The organism is Flavivirga amylovorans (genome assembly GCF_030540875.1).
GTDB classification, from domain to species: Bacteria; Bacteroidota; Bacteroidia; order Flavobacteriales; family Flavobacteriaceae; genus Flavivirga; species Flavivirga amylovorans.
The window spans coordinates 252,130-272,825 of record NZ_JAUOEM010000004.1; the positions used below are offsets into that span (position 1 = coordinate 252,130).

The window sequence follows — 20,696 nt, forward strand, 5'->3', positions numbered from 1 at the left end:
GACTTAGCTTCAGAATTTCCATATGGCGTAGAACTGCCAATTATTAAAATTATTTTCAAAATTCATAATATAACGTGCTCCCAAACTTGGACCAATTCTGGCAAAACCAGCAGTAGCTTCAAACAATAGCCCTGTTCTTAAATTGGTAAAAGAATTTGTTTCGCTACCAGTATCTTCTTCAGTCCTAAAAACGAAAGCGTCTGGGGTATCTCCTTCAAACTGTTCTATTAAAATACGTTGTTCTTGCTTTTCACTCAAGGAAATGGTGTTTTGCAAACCCGCTCCCAGACCAAAATAATTATTAATATTATATCTTATTAAAACGGGAATATCCCAATCAATATTTTCATAAGAAATATCAGTACTAGTACGTTGAAGAAAACGAAACCCTTGAGCTTCTTGAATAAATTCTTCAACAATATTGGTGTCAGAATCATAGGTGTGTAAATTATTCATAAGCTCTATTTGCCAATACCATCTATAAGATTTAAAAGGAGACAATGTAGCACCAAAAAAATAACTCTCAGAATTTTTTAAGTCGTTAAATGAGTTATAGCCCGTTTTAACACCAATGGATATACCAGGTAAAAACCGAGTGGTAGAATAATTAGTAATAATAGGATCGTTTTTATCAAAAATAATAGCGGTTCTACTTTTTGTTTTTTTCTTATGAAAATCTTTAGCAAACTTAATCTTGTATTTTACAAAACCTTTTGTGGAATCGTATTCTTTTACGTTTTTTTGCTTGCTACCTGGAAGGTAAATGTTTTTAAAAGTAAAAATAGCCTGTGTATCAGTAAATGTGGTGTCTAGGCAACTATACAGAACCTCTCGCTTGGGGCATATATCGCATTTGGGATACATGTCCATAACCTGTAATGTTGATTTGTCTAGCATGTCTGGAATATCAGTCTCTAATCGTATGGTTCTTGCTGGGCCTTCACCATTATTCTGAAACTTAATTTTATATTTTAAGGTTTTAAAACGAACTAACCTATAGTTCATAAAGGTCCCATTTGATGACATTTTGTTAGGATCATGTGAAGTCACAATTTCCATTTCCATGTCTTTTACTTTATGATTATCGTAATTATCGTCTGGAATATAAATACCACGAACCGATATAATCGCACTGGTGTCTTTAACCATTTCTGGCGTCGTCTTTAAACTGAAAAAGATATTGCGCTCTTCGTTGGGTTGCATGTTGTCGAATTCTAAAAGACTCCAGTCTTTGTAATAGGCTTTAGACTCTGATATGGTTAAAGGTAAGTTTGTTTTTTCTGTTGAATCTTGTAATATGGTACTTGATCTAACTATATCATCGTGTAAAGACGCTAAGTAAGTACTTTCATTGTCGATGTTCTTTGTGTATGCAAAACCATCAACTGATATATTTTTTTCATTATGATAGGTTCTAGCTTCTAACAATTCAAAATTATTGGCTTTATATTTAAGTTCGTTATAAAAAAGATATACTTTTCCGTTGGTTACATAATCTTTAATATTCTTATAACTCATTATAGCTACTATTTCTTCTTCGGGAATAGGTTCTCTATTGCGTTTTATAGTAAAATCTTCATCCATCGTAGCTAGATCTTCATAGTCAGTTGTAATGGAATTAATAGCAATTTTTTTGGGTCTCGTTGTTGGAGGTTTTCCTGTGTCATAATTATTGGTAGCCCATAGCTTTACGTTATATTCGCCTTTGTTTTTATAGATATGTTTTGGTTTTTCTTCAGTACTATAATGTCCGTCACCAAATTCCCAGTAATATGTATAAAATGCTTTTGGAGCTCCTGCAATTTGATTTAAAGCAGGTGTTTCCGGAGTGAAAATTATTTCATTACCATTTGTAGAATTCTTAATGGTTGCTGTTCTTGTAAGCGTATCGTTAGCTAGTAACTGTTGGGAGTAACTATAGGCAAATAAAAAAGAAAAGCAAATAAAAAGGAATTGTTTATTCATGAAAATAAAAGTTAATAGATTTTAAATATACAAAAAGTGTCATCTTTAAAGCTGTTTTATCTGAATCTAACTTAAGATGAAAAATTAAAATTCAACGTGATTATTAGGATATTAGCTATTAATACTAACAGTACAATAATTATTATGGCCAATGTTAGAGTTGTCTTTTTCATGATGCCTTTTATAATTAAATACACGAAATTTATATTTTGTTACCCCTTTTTCATAAAAAAACCAGAAACATTAAAGTTTCTGGTTTAAAAGTAGGTTAACAATTGAAGCTAACCATTATAAGTAGGAAATTAAAATGAGCAGATATTTATGGTAAATCATTAATAATGGTTGTTAATTGAGCTTCTGTAGCTATAGAGGTTTCACCGTCTGTAAATGTTATAATAGCATTTTCTTCAATAGTAACAGACTTAATAGCATATTTCCAGTTATCGCCATCTTCGGTAGCAAAAATAATATGACATTCTAATCCAACAGGGATTTGTCCATAATGCTCGCTAAATAAGCCTGTCTCAGAATCGTAAGTATCTAAATTTGCTAAGCCAGCATCTTCTCCATCATAAGAGATAAAAACAGAACTGTTCGTGTTATCATATCCTTCAGGTACAGCAACCAGAATAGTTGTTTTTGGTCGTGGATCATTATAAAAACGGTCTACGTTAGACCATCCAAATGATTGGAAAAATCCATAGTATTGGTCTCCCTCTCCAAACACACCGCCTTCGCCTTGTCCTGCAGCGTTATCAACTTCACCCCAAGCAAGGTTTCCATTTTGGTCAATTCTACCTTCCCAAAGCGTCATGTCTTCATCAACGCCTCCTGTTAAATCTGCAGGGATTAGCATTTGAAATCCACAAGTGGTTTCTAAAGTAGCACCATTTTGAGTAGCATTCACAAAGAATTCTCCTCCAGAAATAAGTAATGCTTTATCCCCATTCGGTAAAGTTCCCATGGTAGGTTTATTAGTTGTAAGCATGCTACCTTTGTCAAAAAGTTCAATAAATTCTACATCTACAGTTCCTGTTACAGACTCTCCGTTTAAGGTTAGACAAGAGCTACTAATAAAAATCTGTACACCTTTTTCAGATGTTAATGTTATACTTCCATCATCAGCATTAAACTCAAATGTTTGTGTTAAGTTTTCGAGGGCAGCTTCTTTTAAATTATTAAAATCTTCGGCTGTTGGACGAATTAAAATATCGTTGTCGCCATCGTTGTCATCATTGTTTGAACAACTCGTTAATAATAAAGCTGACATTAAAACGGTTCCTAAAATGTTTTTAAAATTTTTCATGATTAATTGGGTTTAAATTTATTATTCAGGTTTATATAAACAGGGTAATTATTTTGTTACCCTGTTTTGGTAATTATTTTTTTATTGTTGAGGTTGACTGATGATTTTTCTGGAAACAATGACATCTCCAGAAGCAACTAATTGCATCATTTTGTGTGCATAAGCTTCAGTTGAAGAATATCCTTTTGCAGATCCTGTCGCTGTTTCAACTTCCCAGAAATAATTTCTTTTTGAGTTGTTTTTCGCTTCAACTTTCAAAACAAAATAACTTTCAATTTTTGAAGCTCTTACAATTTCTCCAGAGCTTGATAAAGCAATCATTCGTTTTGCATTTTCTACAGAATGAGAGGTTCCTGAATAAACACCTTTATTAGTTTCCACTTTCCAGTCGTAGATTTTAACTAAGTTTTCATTTGTAATATTTACACTAACGGTTGTTGTGTTAAGGTTCGATGTTAAGCTTGTAGCATGAGAGTTTAATATTGATAATACTACAGTACCGATAATTAAAATGGATTTCTTCATGATTTCTAATTTTTATGGATTAATTAAAAGTTTCAGTATTTTTACTGTTACACCCTTATATCAGAACCATTTAAAAATTGTTACCCTTTTATTTCAAAGTTTTTTTATTTTAGTAGCAAATACAAGGGGGTAATGAGTGAAAAGAAAATACACGAAGACCAGAAATATATAGATGGATTACTTAAAAATAATTCATTCATTATTCAAGCTATATATGATAAGTTTGTTCCTAAAGTGGTAAACTATATAAAACAAAATAGCGGAGATAGTGATAAGGCTCAGGATATTATACAGGATACTTTAATAACCATTTATAACCAAGCAAGCGAAAAAAAATTACAACTTACATGTCCGTTTGATGCCTATTTCTTTTTACTATGTAAGCGTAAATGGCTAAACGAATTAAAAAAATCTTCTAATAAAGAGGTAACAATTAATGAAGCTGTTTTATCTAAAGGTGACGAAGCTCAAGAACTAGCTTTTGAAACCTCTGTCTTTGGTGAAAAACAAGCGCTATTTACAGAAATGTTTCAAAAACTGGGAACCGCTTGTAAAGATTTGTTAACCGCTACTTTTAAAATAAAATCTATGGAAGAAGTAGCAAAAAGTTTAGGTGTAACTTATGCTTATGCCAGGAAAAAGAAATCTTTATGTATTGGTAAATTGACAGAGCTGGTTCAAAAGTCACCAAAGTTTAACCAACTTAATAATTAATAGCCATGGAAGACCAGAATTACATATTGTTTGAATCCTACTTATCTAAAGAGTTATCTCAGGAAGAAGTATCTGCCTTTGAATCACGATTAAAAAATGAATCAGATTTTAATCAAGCATTCAATATTTATAAAGAATTGTCATCTTTTTTAGAACACAAATTTGAAGGAGAATCAATTTCAACAGCATTCCAGAATAATTTAAAAACCATTTCCAATACTTATTTTGAAAAACAAAAACCTTCTAAAAAAGTAATACGCTTTAAACCTTGGCAATATGCCATAGCAGCAAGTGTGGCTTTATTAATAGGAGTGGTTACATTTAATAATTTATCTAACCCAACTTTTAACGATTACAATAATTATGAGACTATTAGTTTAACTGTTAGAGGGGGAGATGAAAGTCTTTTAAAAACAGCAGAGAATGCTTTTAATAGCAAAGATTTCGCTAAAGCAGAAGCAGCTTTTACTGAATTGATAGCTATGGATGATTCTAAGAACGAATTACAATTATATCGAGGAATAACCTTATTAGAATTGGATAAGTTTGATGAAGCTGATAGTTTGTTTAGTAAGCTGTCTAATACCGCATCGGTATACAAAAATAAAGCAATATGGTATTTAGCTTTAAGTAAATTAAAGCAACAAGATTACAATGCCTGTTTAGAGCTATTAAAAAGGATACCAGAAGATGCAGAAGATTATAAACAAGCAGAAAAACTTATTAGTAAATTAGAATAAAAGTATTCTATGCAATAGGTATAAAAGAGCATCATATCTATGTGATACTAAGGCTATATAAATAAGCTTAAAGAAAGTCATCAATTTAATGGTGACTTTTTTATTTTTACCAAATGATTATTACAGATACGCACACCCATTTATATAGCGAGGCTTTTGATGAAGACAGAAATGATATGATTGATCGCGCTATTAAACAAGGAATCTCTCGGTTTTTTATTCCAGCAATAGATTCTGAGTATACAGAAGCGATGCTCCAACTCGAAAAGAATTATCCTAATAATATGTTTTTAATGATGGGATTACATCCTACGCATGTAAAAGATAATTATAAAGAAGAGTTGAAACATGTAGAGGAGATGCTTGCAAAACGACATTTTTATGCAGTGGGAGAAATTGGGATTGATTTATATTGGGATAAATCAACATTAGGGATTCAACAAGAAGCATTTAAACATCAAATAAGACTTGCCAAGCAATATAAACTACCAATAGTTATACATTGCAGAGATGCGTTTAACGAAATATTTGAAGTTTTAGAAACAGAAAAAAGTGATGATTTATTCGGTATTTTTCATTGCTTTACAGGAACATTAGAACAAGCACATCAAGCTATTTCTTATAATATGAAATTAGGAATAGGTGGAGTTGCTACTTTTAAGAACGGGAAAATTGATGCCTTTTTAAACCAAATAGACATTAAGCACATTGTATTAGAAACAGATTCACCCTATTTAGCTCCCGTACCATATAGAGGAAAACGAAATGAAAGCGCCTACATAATAAAGGTGTTAGAAAAGTTGGTAGATATATATGGTGTAGATATAGAAGTTATAGCAGCAAATACAACTCAAAATTCTAAAGATGTTTTTAAAATATAAGATATGGGCAATGTAAAACCAAACATATTACTAATATATACAGGAGGTACTATTGGTATGGTTAAAGATTTTAAAACAGGATCGCTTCGTGCATTCGATTTTAAAACGCTTTTAGAAAAGATTCCTGAATTACAACTTTTAGATTGTAATATTGATACGGTTTCTTTTAAAGAACCTATAGACTCAAGTAATATGAATCCGAAATATTGGATTCAAATTGCCGACATCATAGAAACTAATTATAAGGCATTTGATGGTTTTGTAGTTTTACATGGAAGCGATACGATGAGTTATACAGCTTCTGCGTTAAGTTTTATGTTAGAGAATTTAGCAAAACCAGTCATATTTACGGGATCTCAATTACCAATAGGGGATTTAAGAACCGATGCAAAGGAAAACCTAATTACATCTATACAAGTAGCGTCATTACAAACTAAAGGTGTACCACAAATAAAGGAAGTGTGTTTGTATTTTGAATACAAGTTGTATAGAGCCAATAGAACGACAAAAATAAATGCAGAACATTTTGAAGCTTTTGCTTCCTTAAACTACCCCGATTTAGCTGAGTCTGGTGTTCATTTAAAAATTAATGAAGAGCATTTATTTAAACCTGATTTAAAGAAGGCGCTAACGGTTCATAAAGAATTAGATAACAATATTGCACTGATTAAACTTTTTCCGGGCATTACAGAAACGCTATTGAAAAGTATTTTTAATACGTCAAATTTAAAAGCTGTTGTAATTGAAACTTATGGCTCAGGGAATTGTACTACAGAAAAATGGTTCATTAATATGTTAAAGGAAAATATTCTTAAAGGCATACATATTATAAATATAACACAATGTTCTGGTGGAAGTGTTATGATGGGGCATTATGAAACAAGTAATGAGTTAAAAAATATAGGTGTTATTTCAGGAAAAGACATCACAACAGAAGCGGCAATAAGTAAATTAATGTATTTATTAGGGCAAAATATTTCTAGAAAAGACCTAAAAACTATCTACGAATCACCTTTAAGAGGGGAAATGTCTTAAAATTAACTCTTAAAATTTTAACGTTCAAAGTTTTTTTTGTTATTTGAGCCCCTGTAATTAGAAAGCAATATTAAAATTACAGAGAGGTGGCCGAGTGGTCGAAGGCGCACGCCTGGAAAGTGTGTATACGTCAAAAGCGTATCGAGGGTTCGAATCCCTTCCTCTCTGCTGTTATTTTGTTTTTAATTGCTTTTTTTTTAATATCTTTAACACTTTAACTAATATATTTAAGATCTAGAACATGAAAAGATTATTTTCTATCCTTGCCATTACAGGAATGGTGGCATTTGGAACGACTAACGCAACAACAATTGCAAACACAAATACAGCTGTAACTACAGTTAACACGACTCAAGAGACTGCCGAAGAGGGCGCTGCTGCTGAAGAGACTCTTGGATTTCATCAAGAATTGAAAAAACGTTTTATTGAAGGTGGAGCTGGCTTTATGGGGATTGTATTATTATGTTTAATTCTTGGATTAGCAATTGCTATAGAAAGAATTATCTTTTTAAACCTTTCAACTACAAATACAAAAAAATTAACACAAAGTGTTGAGGACGCCTTATCTTCAGGTGGTGTAGAAGCTGCAAAAGAAGTATGTAGAAATACAAAAGGGCCAATCGCATCCATTTATTATCAAGGATTAGATAGAACTGACGAAGGTATCGAAGCTGCTGAAAAAGCGGTAGTTGCCTACGGAGGTGTACAAATGGGACAATTAGAGAAAAATGTATCTTGGATATCATTATTTATCGCCTTAGCACCAATGCTTGGTTTCATGGGTACGGTAATTGGTATGATTCAAGCATTCGATAAAATTGAAGCTGCTGGTGATATGCAACCATCTCTTGTTGCTGGGGGTATTAAAGTAGCACTTTTAACAACAGTATTTGGTCTTATAGTAGCTATTATACTTCAAATTTTTTACAATTATATTATTGCTAAAATTGATAGTATTGTTAACGATATGGAAGATGCTTCTATTACGTTAATGGATCTATTAATTAGAAATAAAAAGTAATAATTAAATATAAAAATTATGAAATTACATAAAGTTTTAAAAATAATAGCTTTTGCTCTAGCTATTATTGGCGCGATTTTTGCGCTAATGATAATAGCAGGAGATGAAAAAGATGCTTTGAGTATGAGCGGAAATATGCTATATGTAGCGTATGTTGTACTTGGACTAATTTTAGTAATGGTTTTTATATTCGTTATAAAAGGGCTATTTGCTGGAAATATTAAAAAGACATTAATGACGGTTGGAGCTTTTTTAGCAATTGTCTTTATTTCTTATTCCATATCTTCAGGTACAGATTTAGATTTAACACCTTTTACGGATAAAGGACAGGATGTTACTGAAGCTACATCTAAACAAGTTGGTGCTGGATTATATACATTTTATGTGTTAGCTTTTTTAGCTATAGCATCAATGGCATTTTCAGGAGTGAAAAAAATATTTAATAAATAAATTATGGCAAAAAGAGCAGCACCAGAAGTAAATGCAGGCTCCATGGCCGACATTGCATTCTTATTATTAATATTTTTCCTAGTAACGACTACTATTGAAACCGATTCAGGGATCAATAGAAAACTTCCTCCTATAGAAGAATCAGAAGAAGATGTTGTTATTAAGCAAAAAAATATTTTTACTGTTTTATTAAACGGAAAAGATCAATTGCTTGTTGAAGATGAATTAATGGAAATTCAAGATTTAAGAGCAGCAGCTGTTGAATTTTTAGACAATAATGGCGATGGATCATGTGACTACTGTAAAGGAGTAAAAGATAAATCATCTTCTGATAACCCAGATAAAGCAATTATATCTTTAAAGAATGAGCGAGAAACAACTTATAAGACTTATATCGCTGTTCAGAATGAATTAGTAGCAGCATATAACGAATTAAGAAATGCTAGAGCTCAAGCACAATATGGAAAGTCTTTTGCAGAAATGCAAGCAGATTATAAAGATGTAAACTGGCCTGGGAATAAAGAAAGATTAAAAGCGAAGATAGATCAAATAAAAATTGATTATCCTCAGAAGCTTTCAGAAGTACAACAATAATTTAAAATTTAACATTTATTAATATGTCTAAATTTAAAAAGAAAAAAAGTGGCGATATGCCAGCGGTAAATACAGCATCTTTACCAGATATTGTATTTATGTTGTTATTCTTCTTCATGGTGGCTACAGTAATGAGGCAAAATACTTTGAAGATCGAGAATAATCTACCGTTTGCAGATCAAGTAGAAAAACTAGATAAAAAGGATTTGGTCATGTATATATATGCAGGTAAACCAAGTGCTAATTATACAAAGTTTGGTAAAGAAGCAAGAATACAGCTAAATGATGATTTTGCTAGTGTAAAAGATGTAGCTGCTTTTATAGCTGCAGAAAGAGCTTCTAAACGTGAAGAATTAATACCATTTTTAACTACAGCTTTAAAAGTAGATAGTGATGCTAATATGGGTCTAATAGGCGATATTAAACAAGAGTTAAGAAAAGTAAATGCGCTTAAAATTAACTACACTACTAAAAAAGGTTCTGTATTGGGAAGAGATTAGTTTTATACTCTTAATTTTAAATAAAAAGGCGTTTTGAATTATCAAAACGCCTTTTTATTTTTAAAAACTTAAACAATTTTACTTATAATTGTATGTTAGTAGAATAATATTCTTATCGATGAAACGATTATTTTTTTCCATATTCTTTTTGCTAAGTTTTGTGTATTGTTTTACTCAAGAAATTAATGATAAAGAAGTTGATTCACTTTATAAGGAAGATCAATTTTATGCAGGTGTAACTTACAATTTACTAGGTAATATGCGAACAGATGTTTCGCAAAGTGGCTTTTCTTTAGGGTTTCATCTAGGCTTTATTAAAGACATGCCTATTAATAAGGATAGAAATGTAGCCATTGGCATAGGCCTTGGGTATTCGGCTAATTCATTTAATCACAACATACTTATAAATAGAGACAATACGGGAGCTATTACCTATAGCATTTTAAGAGATGGGAATACATTTATCAAGAATAAATTTTCAAGTCATTTAATAGAACTTCCCATAGAGTTTAGATGGCGAACATCTACAGCAACCGAATATAATTTTTGGCGCATTTACACAGGTTTTAAGCTAGGCTATGTATTTGCCCATACGACCAAGTATCGAGGTGATTTAGGAAGGATTAGATATACTAATATTGAAGATTTTAATAACTTTCAATATGGTTTAACACTTAGTGCAGGCTATAATACCTGGAATATATTTTTATATTACGCTTTAAACCCTATTTTTTCTAATAACGCTAATTTAGATGAAAGAAAAATAGATATGAATGCTATAAAAATAGGCTTGATGTTTTATATTTTATAGCCAATAGGGCACTAAAATTAATTGCGGAATCATTCCTACAAAAACACCCATGATTAATTCTTTATAAGTATGCGCATTAAGATGTAGTCTGGATGTGGCAACAGCACCCATTATTATTGTCATTAAAGCCAATGTGTTATTGATGTTTATACTAAAATGTATACTTAATATAATAAAGAACATAAATAATCCAGAAACAGAAATCATGTGGATACTTGCTTTAAATTTAAAAAAGGCTAACATTAAACAAGTCATCGTTGAGATTAATATACCTACAAAGAAAAAATAAAGTTCTATAATTTGAGTAGGTGTTATAATACGTTGTAGTACGATTATAATAACCAGACAATTAAGTATTAATGGAATGATACGTTCTTTTGTAGTTTCTAAATATATCGACCTTACCTTACCCAATGTCTTTAATAAAAAATAGAGGAGAATGGGTAATACAACAGTTAGTATAAAAAGAGATACTAACTTAGCTTTAATTATTTCTTCTGGTATGAATCGCGGTGATTTAAAGAAATAGAAAATAACACCTAATATAGGCATTAATAATGGATGAAAAATGTATGAGATACTTCTTAATACTTTATCCATTATATTTTTTTACGTAAGCGAGCAACAGGAATGTCTAGTTGTTCTCGGTATTTTGCAACGGTACGGCGGGCGATAGGATATCCTTTTTCTTTTAGAATAGTTGCTAAAGTTTCATCGGTTAGGGGCTTCTTCTTGTTTTCTTCTTCTATTACAGTTTCTAAAATTTTCTTTATCTCTCTAGTTGAAACATCTTCTCCTTGGTCATTTTTCATAGATTCAGAAAAGAATTCTTTAATTAATTTTGTTCCATATGGCGTATCGACATACTTGCTATTTGCTACCCTAGATACTGTTGAAACATCCATAGAGATTTCATCAGCAATATCTTTTAGAATCATAGGCTTTAAGTTGCGCTCATCGCCTGTTAAAAAATAGTCTTTTTGGTAATGCATAATGGCACTCATAGTAACAAATAAGGTTTGTTGACGCTGTTTTATAGCTTCAATAAACCATTTGGCCGCATCTAATTTTTGCTTGATAAAAATAACAGCATCTTTTTGCGATTTCGATTTGTCTTTGGTGTCTTTATACCCTTTAAGCATGTTATTATATTCTCTAGACACATGAAGTTCTGGAGCATTTCTTCCATTAAGAGTTAACTCTAATTCTCCTTCTACAATTTTAATAGCAAAGTCTGGTACGACATGTTCTACAATTCTATTATTCCCAGCATAAGAGCCCCCTGGTTTTGGGTTTAAATGCTCAATTTCTGAAATAGCCTCTTTTAACTGAGCTTCAGATATGTCAAATTTTTGAATTAATTTCTTATAGTGTTTTTTTGTAAACTGATCGAAAGCATTATCAATAATGTCAATTGCCAATTCAGATTGTTGTGTTTTGTCCCTTCTATGTAGTTGAATACTTAAACACTCTTGCAAGCTTCTTGCTCCAACACCTGCAGGATCCAATTGATGTACAATTTTTAGAACACTTTCAATTTTTTCTTCGGAGGTATAAACGTTTTGAGTAAAAGCTAAATCGTCCATAATATCGTTTAACTCTCTACGTATGTATCCGCTTTCATCAACACTACCAACTAAAAATTCTGCAATTTCACGCTCTTCATCATTTAAACGATAGGTGTTTAATTGATTTATTAAATGTTGCGTAAATGAGGTTCCGGCAGCATATGGCATTGTTTTTTCATCATCATCGCTACTATAATTATTTGCTTGTGTGCGGTAATCTGGAATTTCATCATCACTTAAATATTCATCTACATTAATGTCGTCGGCATTTATAGTCTCGTTATCATTAAAGTCATCCGCATTATCAAATTCAGAATCTAATTCATTTTCACTCTTTTCTTTACCACCTTCAAGTGCAGGGTTTTCTTCCAATTCTTGCTTTAAACGTTGTTCAAAAGCTTGTGTAGGCAGCTGTATCAATTTCATTAATTGAATTTGCTGTGGTGATAGTTTTTGTGATAATTTAAATTGTAAATATTGCTTAAGCATATTTTGATTTGGTTTAAGATAAAAGTAAAAAAAAACTTTTACCTGTAAATAGCTAAGAACGATTGTTTTTAAAATTCTGCATTTTGAGGTGTTCTTGGAAAAGGAATAACATCCCTAATATTACCCATTCCAGTTGCAAACATAACTAAGCGTTCAAAACCTAAACCGAAACCAGAATGAACTGCTGTTCCATATTTTCGTAAATCTAAATACCACCAAAGGTCCTCTTCAGGGATATCTATAGCTGCCATTCTTTGCTTTAGTACATCTAATCTCTCTTCACGTTGCGCACCTCCAACAATTTCACCAATACCAGGGAATAAAATATCCATAGCGCGAACCGTTTTACCATCGTCATTCAAACGCATATAAAATGCTTTAATATTTGCTGGGTAATCAAATAAGATTACGGGGCATTTAAAGTGTTTTTCTACAAGGAAACGTTCATGTTCACTTTGTAAATCTGTTCCCCATTCGTTAATTAAATATTTAAATTTCTTTTTCTTATTAGGTTTACAATTACGTAAAATATCAATAGCTTCTGTATAACTAACACGTTTAAAATTATTATTTGTTACAAAATTTAGCTTTTCTATTAAAGTCATTTCGTTTCTTTCGGCTTGAGGCTTTGTTTTGTCCTCATCTTGCAAGCGCTTATCTAAAAACTCTAAATCTTCACGATTATTATCTAAAATATGTTTTATAACAGATTTCATAAAATCTTCAGCTAAATCCATATTGCCTGCCAGATCCATAAAAGCAACTTCAGGTTCAATCATCCAAAACTCAGCTAAATGACGAGAAGTATTTGAATTTTCTGCTCTAAAAGTAGGGCCGAATGTATATACTTTACCTAGGGACATGGCATACGTTTCTGCTTCAAGCTGACCAGAAACTGTTAAGTTTGTTTCTTTTCCGAAGAAATCTTTTGAGTAATCTATATTTCCCTCCTTGTTTAAAGGTGGGTTTTTTGAATCAAGATTAGAAACCTTAAACATTTCCCCTGCACCTTCGGCATCACTTCCTGTTATAATAGGGGTATGCATATAATAAAACCCATTCTCATTAAAGTATTTATGAATAGCAAACGATAATGATGAACGCAAACGCATAATGGCGCTAAATGTATTTGTACGAGTACGTAAATGTGCATTTTCTCGTAAAAACTCGAACGAATGTTTTTTTGGTTGTATAGGATAGCTATCTGGATCTGAATCTCCTAAAACAGCAAGATCTTTTACCTGTATTTCGACTTTTTGTCCCTTACCTTGGCTTTCTACTAATTCACCTTTAATATGTATAGCTGCTCCAGTAGTAACACGTTTTAGAAGTGCTTCATCAAAATTTTCAAAGTCAACGACACATTGAATGTTGTTTAGCGTAGAACCATCATTTAGAGCAATAAAACGATTTGCTCTAAAGGTTCTAACCCAACCTTTAATGTCTACTTCTGGAAAAGTGATATCTTGAGATAATAGTTCTGAAACAGTTCGTGATTTCATGTGAATTAAAATTTAGAATGTAAAGATAAAAAAGCCAATTGGCTTTCAAGCATCAAATATTTAAAAAACAGACTGGACCTGCCTTGGATATTATTCCTTGTCGTCTTCCTCGGGAATAATATTAATGGCAGGTTCTTTAAGTACTTCTTTATTCGCAATACTACGCTCTAACGATAGTAATAAAGAAGGTAACAAAAGTAAGTTTGAAAGCATGGCAAATAGTAAAGTTGCAGAGACTAAGGCTCCTAATGCTACTGTGCCACCAAAACTTGAAATGGTAAATACCGAAAACCCGAAAAACAATACTATGGAAGTATAAAACATACTTACTCCGGTTTCACGTAAAGCACCATACACTGATATTTTTATTTTCCAATGGTTTGCTTGAAGTTCCTGACGGTATTTAGCCAAAAAGTGAATCGTATCATCGACAGAGATACCAAAAGCAATACTAAAAACCAATATGGTTGAAGGTTTTATAGGAACTCCCAAATACCCCATTAAACCTGCTGTTACCAATAATGGTAATAAGTTTGGTATTAACGATACGATAATCATTCTTCCCGATCTAAACATATAGGCCATGAATAACGAGATTAAAAAAATGGCAAGGGATAATGATATTGCTAAATTTTTAACCAAGTATTTAGTCCCTTTTTGAAAAACTAAAGCTTTACCTGTCATGGTAACATCGTACTTTTCCTTTGGAAAGACTTTGTCTATTTTAGTTTGAAGATTTTCTTCTATACGTTCCATTTTGTCGGTTCCAACATCTTTCATAAATGTTGTAATACGTGCATATTGACCCGTACTATCTACAAAATTCTTAAGCAAATCGTTATTTGATGATGAGTTTTTAGCATAAGACAGAATGAAACTGTTTTCTTGGGAGGTTGGTAACTGATAAAATTTAGTATTACCATTATAATAAGCCTGTTTAGAGTACTTAACTAATCCAACTACAGAAACTGGTTTTGACAATTCTGGAGTTTCAATAATTAAATCTTCTAACTGATCCATGCGTTTTAAAGTAGAAAGCTTCATAACGCCTTTTTTACGCTTAGTGTCAATCATTATTTCTAAAGGCATGATACCATTAAACTCTTCCTCAAAAAAACGGATATCTTTAAAAAACTCAGTTTTCTTAGGCATGTCTTCTATTAAACTACCAGAAATTTTTATTTGATAAATACCAATAATGCTTACAATTAATAAAACCAAAGATGTTGTATAAATGGCAATACGTTTTTGTCTCACCATATGCTCCATCCAATTTACAAAACCACCTATCCATCGTTTGTTTAAGTGTTCTAAGTGCCTTTCTTTTGGATATGGTAAAAAAGTGTAAATAATTGGAATAATAAGTAAACACAGAATAAAAATTGCCAGGATACTTAATGATGCTACAATACCGAATTCTTTTAATAGTTTACTCTCTGTTAAAATAAAGGTTGCAAACCCAGAAGCAGTAGTAACATTAGTCATTAAAGTGGCATTACCAATTTTTGTAATAACGCGTTGTAATGATTTTACTTTATTTCCGTGTAATTTTACTTCGTGCTGATATTTATTAATTAAAAAGATACAATTAGGAATTCCAATAACGATGATCAGCGGTGGGATAAGTGCCGTTAAAACGGTTATTTCGTAGTTTAGTAAACCAAGAATTCCCAAAGTCCACATAACCCCGATACATACTACAATAAGTGAAATTATAGTCGCTCTAAAAGATCTGAAAAACAAAAAGAAGATAAAAGAAGTTACTAATAATGCTGCCCCTATAAACAAACTAATTTCATCAACAATATTTTGCGAATTTAAAGTTCTAATATATGGCATTCCCGATATTCTAACATCTAAATTAGTCGACTCTTCAAAGGTCTTTATAGCAGGTATTAAAACATCGACTACAAAATCTTTTCTTACAGAAGTATTTACAATATCCTTTTTTAAATAAAGGGCTGTTCGGATTGTTTTTGTTTTATTATTAAATAAAAAATTATCGTAAAAAGGATATTTTTCAAAAAGTTCTTCTTGAAGTGTTCCAACCTGAGCGATAGATGAAATGGAATCTTTTATAAAAGGCTCTAGTTTGAACTTTTCATTTTTGGTGTCTTTTATTAATTTTTGAAGGTCTTTAATGGAAACAACTGTTTCAACTTCATCATATTTTTTAAAACTTTCTGAAAGTTTATTCCATGCATTTAACTTCTCAACAGTAAAAAGTGTACTATCTTTTACTCCAAGTACGATCAGATTTCCTTCTTCACCAAAAGTTTTTAAAAAGTTATTGTAAGTTATATTTACTTCATGTTCATCTGGTAACAAATTAGCCTCAGTATAAGTGAAACGCATATTTTCCCACTTTGTACTAAAGAATATAGTAACTAGTATAATACCAATAAGAATAACAATTTTATTGCGTAGAATCAACCTTGCAATAATATCCCAGAAATCTGTGCTAAATAATTTAAACATGCTTTATATAAAACGAAGCGCAAAGGTAGAAAAAAGGAGTGTAATACGTTATAAAGAGACGTTAAATGTAAACTTAAAAGCAATATTATCGCTAAATTCTGGTAGGTGATAACCTCCATAACGATATGTAAAGCTTAAACCAAAACCAAAAAGCAATTTATTAATCTCAAAACCAGACTCTGTGTATCCTTTTTTTAGAGATCCAAATGTGACATCTTGATGTAATTCAGGCTGTTTTATATCGCCTAAAGCATATCGAGTTATTAAAACAATTTGTGGTTTATAATGTTCTGAAATATTAAAAGGCTTTATATAATGTTTTAGTTGTATTGTGGTGAATTTATCTGAAAAAAACTCATTAAAATACATGGTTTCAAAACTATTTAGTCCAGCTACTGAAAAACGTTGCATAACCGTTTCTTTAGTAATATTATTAGGATAAGCGTGGTATAAGTGTGTTAATGGCGTATTACCGTTTGTTATTCCGGAAACCAAAGTTATTTCAGAAAGCCCTTCTTTCTTACTGCCAATCCTATAAATAGTCCTAAAATCTAACTTAGAAAAGTTAAAATCACTTCTAAAAACGTCTTTAAAACTTTTGGTATATTGAAGTGTAAACTGTGGATACCCTTTTTTAGTTTCTTTTACTTTATTCTCGGTAACTTCGAATTTGCTAAAAGGGTTCCACTGCAAAGATATTTTGGCAGTACTTAAATGAAAAGAGTTTACTATGTTGCCATCTAAAACATACCCATAGTTATACGTTGGGTTTATGTTACTAACAGCAAATTCGGCTTCGGTTAACAATTTGGGGTCTAATTCGTGCTCTATATTTATAGCCTTTGTAACCAGTTTGTGAAATAAATCGATGTTTAATAAGCGTGGTTCAAAAAATTGAAAGAATCGACCATCAGTTAAAAATTTTGTGCTTCCTGTTTCTCGTAAATCATCAGTATAAGAAAGGTCTATCCAAGTATTCGTTTTTTTAGCTACTCTAAAACCTCCTCCAATACTATATTTAAAACGATGATCTCTAAAACCATAGACACCATAACTATTTATACGGTACTTTTCTGAAAACTGATCATTGGTAACACCTCCTAAACCTGATCTTACGCCTTCATACTGATTATATTTAATTAAGTATCTTAAATCAAAGTTGAAGTATTTGGTTGGTAGATATCCATTCCCAAGATGTTTAATAAATTGTCTTTTTTTGATAGAATCTTGAGTAGGTTCTAAGATGTTTTTCGATGAATTTTGTGCATACGAAATTGAAGCAAAAATAAAACAAAGTAAGAGGGAGGAGTGTTTTATCATTTATGATAATGAGAGCCTAAAGATTTACTAAAAAAGCGACTAAAATGTCGCTTTTTAATTATACGGTCATGATTTCCTTTTCTTTTACATCGAAAAGAGAATCAACCTTTTTAACGTAGTTATCAGTCATTTGTTGTACATCAATTTCGGCATTCTTCATTAAGTCTTCAGATACGTCTTCTGATTTTTTAATATCGTTATTTGCATCTTTACGGGCTGTTCTAATACTAACCTTTGCATCTTCTGCTTCTGCTTTAGCTTGTTTGGCTAAATCGCGTCTGCGTTCTTCTGTTAGCGGAGGGACATTAATAATGATAGTTTCACCATTATTCATAGGGTTAAAACCAAGATTTGCATAAGCAATACCGCGCTCAATTTCTTGTAACATACTTTTTTCCCAAGGTTGCACAGTAATGGTTCTCCCGTCTGGTGTATTTACATTAGCAACTTGACTTAATGGAGTTTGTGACCCGTAATAGTCTACCATGACGCTACCAAGCATAGAAGGGCTTGCTTTTCCTGCTCTGATATTAATAAATTGTTTTTCTAAATGCTTTATAGCATTATCCATAGCTTCTTTGGTTGAATCTAATATAAATTGTATGTCTTCGTTCATTGTGTCAAAACTTTTTAGATCAATATAAATAGTTGTCTGCACATGTTCGTTAAAATAACTTGTACAATACGAATATACTTATTTCAAAAATTACGCCAAACTAACAGCATTATTGTTTTATAAAATGGTGTTAGTTAGATTCCCATTTTTACTGAAACACGTTCAGCACAAGCATGGAAACGACAGTTTATTTGAAACTTTAAGGTACTTAATACCTTAAAGTTGGAGTTTTATTATTTTATAAGTTAACTTCAGTACCTATTTTTTCACCTGAAACTACTTTAAGTAAATTACCTTTTCTATTCATATCGAAAACAATAATAGGTAATTCATTTTCCTGACTAAGCGTAAATGCTGTGGTATCCATAACTTTTAGCCCTTTGCGTAAAACATCATCAAAAGATATGAAATTAAATTTAATAGCATTATCATCTTTTTCAGGATCGGTATTATAAATACCATCAACACGTGTCCCTTTTAAAATTACATCTGCTTCAACTTCTATCGCTCTTAAAACAGCAGCAGAATCTGTAGTGAAATAAGGGTTTCCAGTACCCCCACCAAAAATAACGACACGACCTTTTTCTAAATGTCTCATAGCTTTTCTTCTAATAAAAGGTTCTGCTACTTCGTTAATTTTAATGGCAGTTTGTAAACGAGTTGGTATATCTGCATCTTCCAAAGCACCTTGTAAGGCTAAACCGTTTATAACAGTTGCTAACATACCCATGTGGTCACCTTGTACACGATCCATACCTTTGCTAGCTCCTGCGACACCTCTAAAAATATTTCCGCCTCCAATAACTATGGCAACTTGTACACCTTTATCTATAATGGTTTTTATATCCTCTGCATATTCAGCTAATCTTTCTGGATCGATGCCATATTGACGATCTCCCATTAATGCTTCTCCTGATAATTTTAGTAGTATTCTTTTGTATTTCATTCGTTATTTACTGAAGTTGTGCAAAATTAAACAATTTTTTGCTGTTTAACGAAGACCTATATACCAAAAATAAGAATCACTGAAAATGATTTGATTATGGCGTAGTAAACAAAAAACCACCAATCCTAATAGAATGGTGGTTTATATTGTTAAGAGTTTCCTCTTTTTTAGGAGTTGATTACCCTACAGAAGCACGTTTGAAACCTGTGATTTCAACATCTCCGTAAGATGTTACGTATTTTGCAACATTTATTTTTTCATCTTTAATGAAGTTTTGATCTAATAAACATTGTTCTTGATCAAGAGTCGTGTTATCAGAAATAAAACGATCCATTTTTCCTGGTAAAATTCTATCCCAAATTTGCTCTGGCTTACCTTCAGCTTTTAATTCAGCTTTGGCATCTTCCTCGGCTTTAGCTAAAACTTCTGGAGTTAATTGTGCCATAGAAATAAATTGAGGTACATTTTTAAGTGTTTTGCCTAAACGACCCAATTCGATATTATCTTTTTCAATAACAGCAATTCTAGCTTCTGTTTCTGAAGCAACAAATGCAGGATCGAAATCTTTATAAGATAATGTAGAGGCTCCCATAGAAGCTACTTGCATGGCTACATCTTTAACTAATGTTTCAGCATTATCTACTTTAGAAGATAAACCTACTAATGCAGCAATTTTGTTAATATGAACATAAGAACCAATAAATGGTGCTTCTAATTTCTCAAAAGAAGTAATGTCTAATTTTTCACCAATAACACCAGTTTGCTCTGTTAGCTTATCTGCAACAGTCATACCTCCAAAATCGGCTGCCAAAAATTCTTCTTTTGTATTGTTCTTTAGAGCAATTTCTGCCAATTCGTTTGCTAGTGCAAGAAAGTTTTCATTTTTACCAACAAAATCAGTCTCACAACCCAAAACAATAGCAACTCCTTGAGTTTGATCTGCACTAATTTTAGCAACAGCAGCACCTTCAGAAGAATCTCTGTCTGCTCTTTTTTCAGCTACTTTTTGTCCTTTTTTACGTAATACTTCAATGGCTTTGTCAAAATCGCCTTGAGCTTCAACTAAAGCTTTTTTGCAATCCATCATACCAGCACCAGTCGCTTGTCTTAGCTTATTTACTTCTGCTGCTGTAATTTTTACTGTAGATTCCATATCTTAATTAATTTAAAAAAGTCGTTCAAATAATTTCGGTTAAGAAAAGAATTAAACGACTTATTTGTATTGTGTAATTGTT

The 20,696-nt window shown here is 31.7% G+C and carries 20 protein-coding genes and 1 tRNA gene; 10 read left to right on the top strand and 11 right to left on the bottom strand.

What is annotated here, in order from left to right; genetic code table 11:
- Positions 1–9 precede the first annotated feature (9 nt).
- From Q4Q39_RS12750 to Q4Q39_RS12760, 3 genes are all read right to left on the bottom strand, one after another.
- Positions 10–1,965: a DUF7849 domain-containing protein gene (locus Q4Q39_RS12750; RefSeq protein WP_303282882.1), complete on the bottom strand. Its 1,956-nt coding sequence runs from the start codon at positions 1,963–1,965 to the stop codon at positions 10–12.
- A gap of 319 nt (positions 1,966–2,284) precedes the next feature.
- Positions 2,285–3,271 carry a hypothetical protein gene (locus Q4Q39_RS12755; protein ID WP_303282883.1) on the bottom strand — a complete coding sequence of 329 codons (987 nt, stop codon included), beginning with the start codon at positions 3,269–3,271 and terminating at the stop codon, positions 2,285–2,287.
- An 81-nt stretch (positions 3,272–3,352) separates the two neighbouring features.
- Positions 3,353–3,796 (bottom strand): hypothetical protein, encoded by a 444-nt coding sequence (locus Q4Q39_RS12760; RefSeq protein WP_303282885.1) that lies wholly within the window; start codon positions 3,794–3,796, stop codon positions 3,353–3,355.
- A gap of 132 nt (positions 3,797–3,928) precedes the next feature.
- On the opposite strand from Q4Q39_RS12760, the gene Q4Q39_RS12765 reads away from it, so the two are divergent.
- From Q4Q39_RS12765 to Q4Q39_RS12810, 10 genes are all read left to right on the top strand, one after another.
- Complete coding sequence (locus tag Q4Q39_RS12765) at positions 3,929–4,510, top strand: RNA polymerase sigma factor (RefSeq protein ID WP_303282886.1); 582 nt, start codon at positions 3,929–3,931, stop codon at positions 4,508–4,510.
- Between the two features lie 5 nt (positions 4,511–4,515).
- Positions 4,516–5,250 carry a tetratricopeptide repeat protein gene (locus Q4Q39_RS12770; RefSeq protein WP_303282887.1) on the top strand — a complete coding sequence of 245 codons (735 nt, stop codon included), beginning with the start codon at positions 4,516–4,518 and terminating at the stop codon, positions 5,248–5,250.
- A gap of 113 nt (positions 5,251–5,363) precedes the next feature.
- A complete protein-coding gene (locus Q4Q39_RS12775) occupies positions 5,364–6,131 on the top strand; it encodes a TatD family hydrolase (RefSeq protein WP_303282889.1) in 768 nt (255 codons plus the stop codon).
- A gap of 3 nt (positions 6,132–6,134) precedes the next feature.
- Complete coding sequence (locus Q4Q39_RS12780; RefSeq protein ID WP_303282890.1) at positions 6,135–7,166, top strand: asparaginase; 1,032 nt, start codon at positions 6,135–6,137, stop codon at positions 7,164–7,166.
- Positions 7,167–7,246: 80 nt separating this feature from the next.
- Positions 7,247–7,334, top strand: a tRNA-Ser gene (locus Q4Q39_RS12785).
- 73 nt (positions 7,335–7,407) lie between these two features.
- The gene (locus Q4Q39_RS12790) at positions 7,408–8,187 is read left to right on the top strand and encodes a MotA/TolQ/ExbB proton channel family protein (RefSeq protein WP_303282891.1); all 780 of its coding nucleotides are present in this window, start codon (positions 7,408–7,410) and stop codon (positions 8,185–8,187) included.
- A gap of 18 nt (positions 8,188–8,205) precedes the next feature.
- The gene (locus tag Q4Q39_RS12795; RefSeq protein ID WP_303282893.1) at positions 8,206–8,637 is read left to right on the top strand and encodes a hypothetical protein; all 432 of its coding nucleotides are present in this window, start codon (positions 8,206–8,208) and stop codon (positions 8,635–8,637) included.
- A 3-nt stretch (positions 8,638–8,640) separates the two neighbouring features.
- Entirely contained in the window at positions 8,641–9,231 is a 591-nt protein-coding gene (locus Q4Q39_RS12800) for an ExbD/TolR family protein (protein WP_303282894.1), read from the top strand.
- Between the two features lie 23 nt (positions 9,232–9,254).
- Positions 9,255–9,731 carry an ExbD/TolR family protein gene (locus tag Q4Q39_RS12805; RefSeq protein WP_303282895.1) on the top strand — a complete coding sequence of 159 codons (477 nt, stop codon included), beginning with the start codon at positions 9,255–9,257 and terminating at the stop codon, positions 9,729–9,731.
- A gap of 118 nt (positions 9,732–9,849) precedes the next feature.
- Positions 9,850–10,542, top strand: a complete 693-nt coding sequence (locus tag Q4Q39_RS12810) for a porin family protein (protein ID WP_303282897.1) — start codon at positions 9,850–9,852, stop codon at positions 10,540–10,542.
- Here the strand turns inward: Q4Q39_RS12810 and Q4Q39_RS12815 are convergent.
- The 8 genes from Q4Q39_RS12815 to tsf all read right to left on the bottom strand — a co-directional run bounded on the left by Q4Q39_RS12815 (position 10,537) and on the right by tsf (position 20,614).
- Positions 10,537–11,142, bottom strand: coding sequence for a hypothetical protein (locus tag Q4Q39_RS12815; protein WP_303282899.1), 606 nt, complete (start codon positions 11,140–11,142; stop codon positions 10,537–10,539). The two genes, Q4Q39_RS12810 and Q4Q39_RS12815, sit on opposite strands and share 6 nt — an antisense overlap.
- The gene (gene rpoN, locus Q4Q39_RS12820) at positions 11,142–12,599 is read right to left on the bottom strand and encodes an RNA polymerase factor sigma-54 (RefSeq protein ID WP_303282901.1); all 1,458 of its coding nucleotides are present in this window, start codon (positions 12,597–12,599) and stop codon (positions 11,142–11,144) included. Before rpoN ends, Q4Q39_RS12815 begins: the two co-directional genes overlap by 1 nt.
- Before the next feature lie 68 nt (positions 12,600–12,667).
- Entirely contained in the window at positions 12,668–14,101 is a 1,434-nt protein-coding gene (gene asnS, locus Q4Q39_RS12825; protein WP_303282902.1) for an asparagine--tRNA ligase, read from the bottom strand.
- A gap of 90 nt (positions 14,102–14,191) precedes the next feature.
- A complete protein-coding gene (locus Q4Q39_RS12830) occupies positions 14,192–16,579 on the bottom strand; it encodes an efflux RND transporter permease subunit (RefSeq protein ID WP_303282903.1) in 2,388 nt (795 codons plus the stop codon).
- A gap of 48 nt (positions 16,580–16,627) precedes the next feature.
- Complete coding sequence (locus Q4Q39_RS12835) at positions 16,628–17,899, bottom strand: DUF5686 family C-terminal domain-containing protein (protein WP_303282905.1); 1,272 nt, start codon at positions 17,897–17,899, stop codon at positions 16,628–16,630.
- Positions 17,900–17,957: 58 nt separating this feature from the next.
- Positions 17,958–18,515, bottom strand: coding sequence for a ribosome recycling factor (frr, locus tag Q4Q39_RS12840; RefSeq protein ID WP_303282906.1), 558 nt, complete (start codon positions 18,513–18,515; stop codon positions 17,958–17,960).
- Positions 18,516–18,753: 238 nt separating this feature from the next.
- Positions 18,754–19,461 carry a UMP kinase gene (pyrH, locus tag Q4Q39_RS12845; protein ID WP_303282907.1) on the bottom strand — a complete coding sequence of 236 codons (708 nt, stop codon included), beginning with the start codon at positions 19,459–19,461 and terminating at the stop codon, positions 18,754–18,756.
- A 178-nt stretch (positions 19,462–19,639) separates the two neighbouring features.
- Positions 19,640–20,614 (bottom strand): translation elongation factor Ts, encoded by a 975-nt coding sequence (gene tsf / locus Q4Q39_RS12850; RefSeq protein ID WP_303282909.1) that lies wholly within the window; start codon positions 20,612–20,614, stop codon positions 19,640–19,642.
- Positions 20,615–20,696 lie beyond the last annotated feature (82 nt).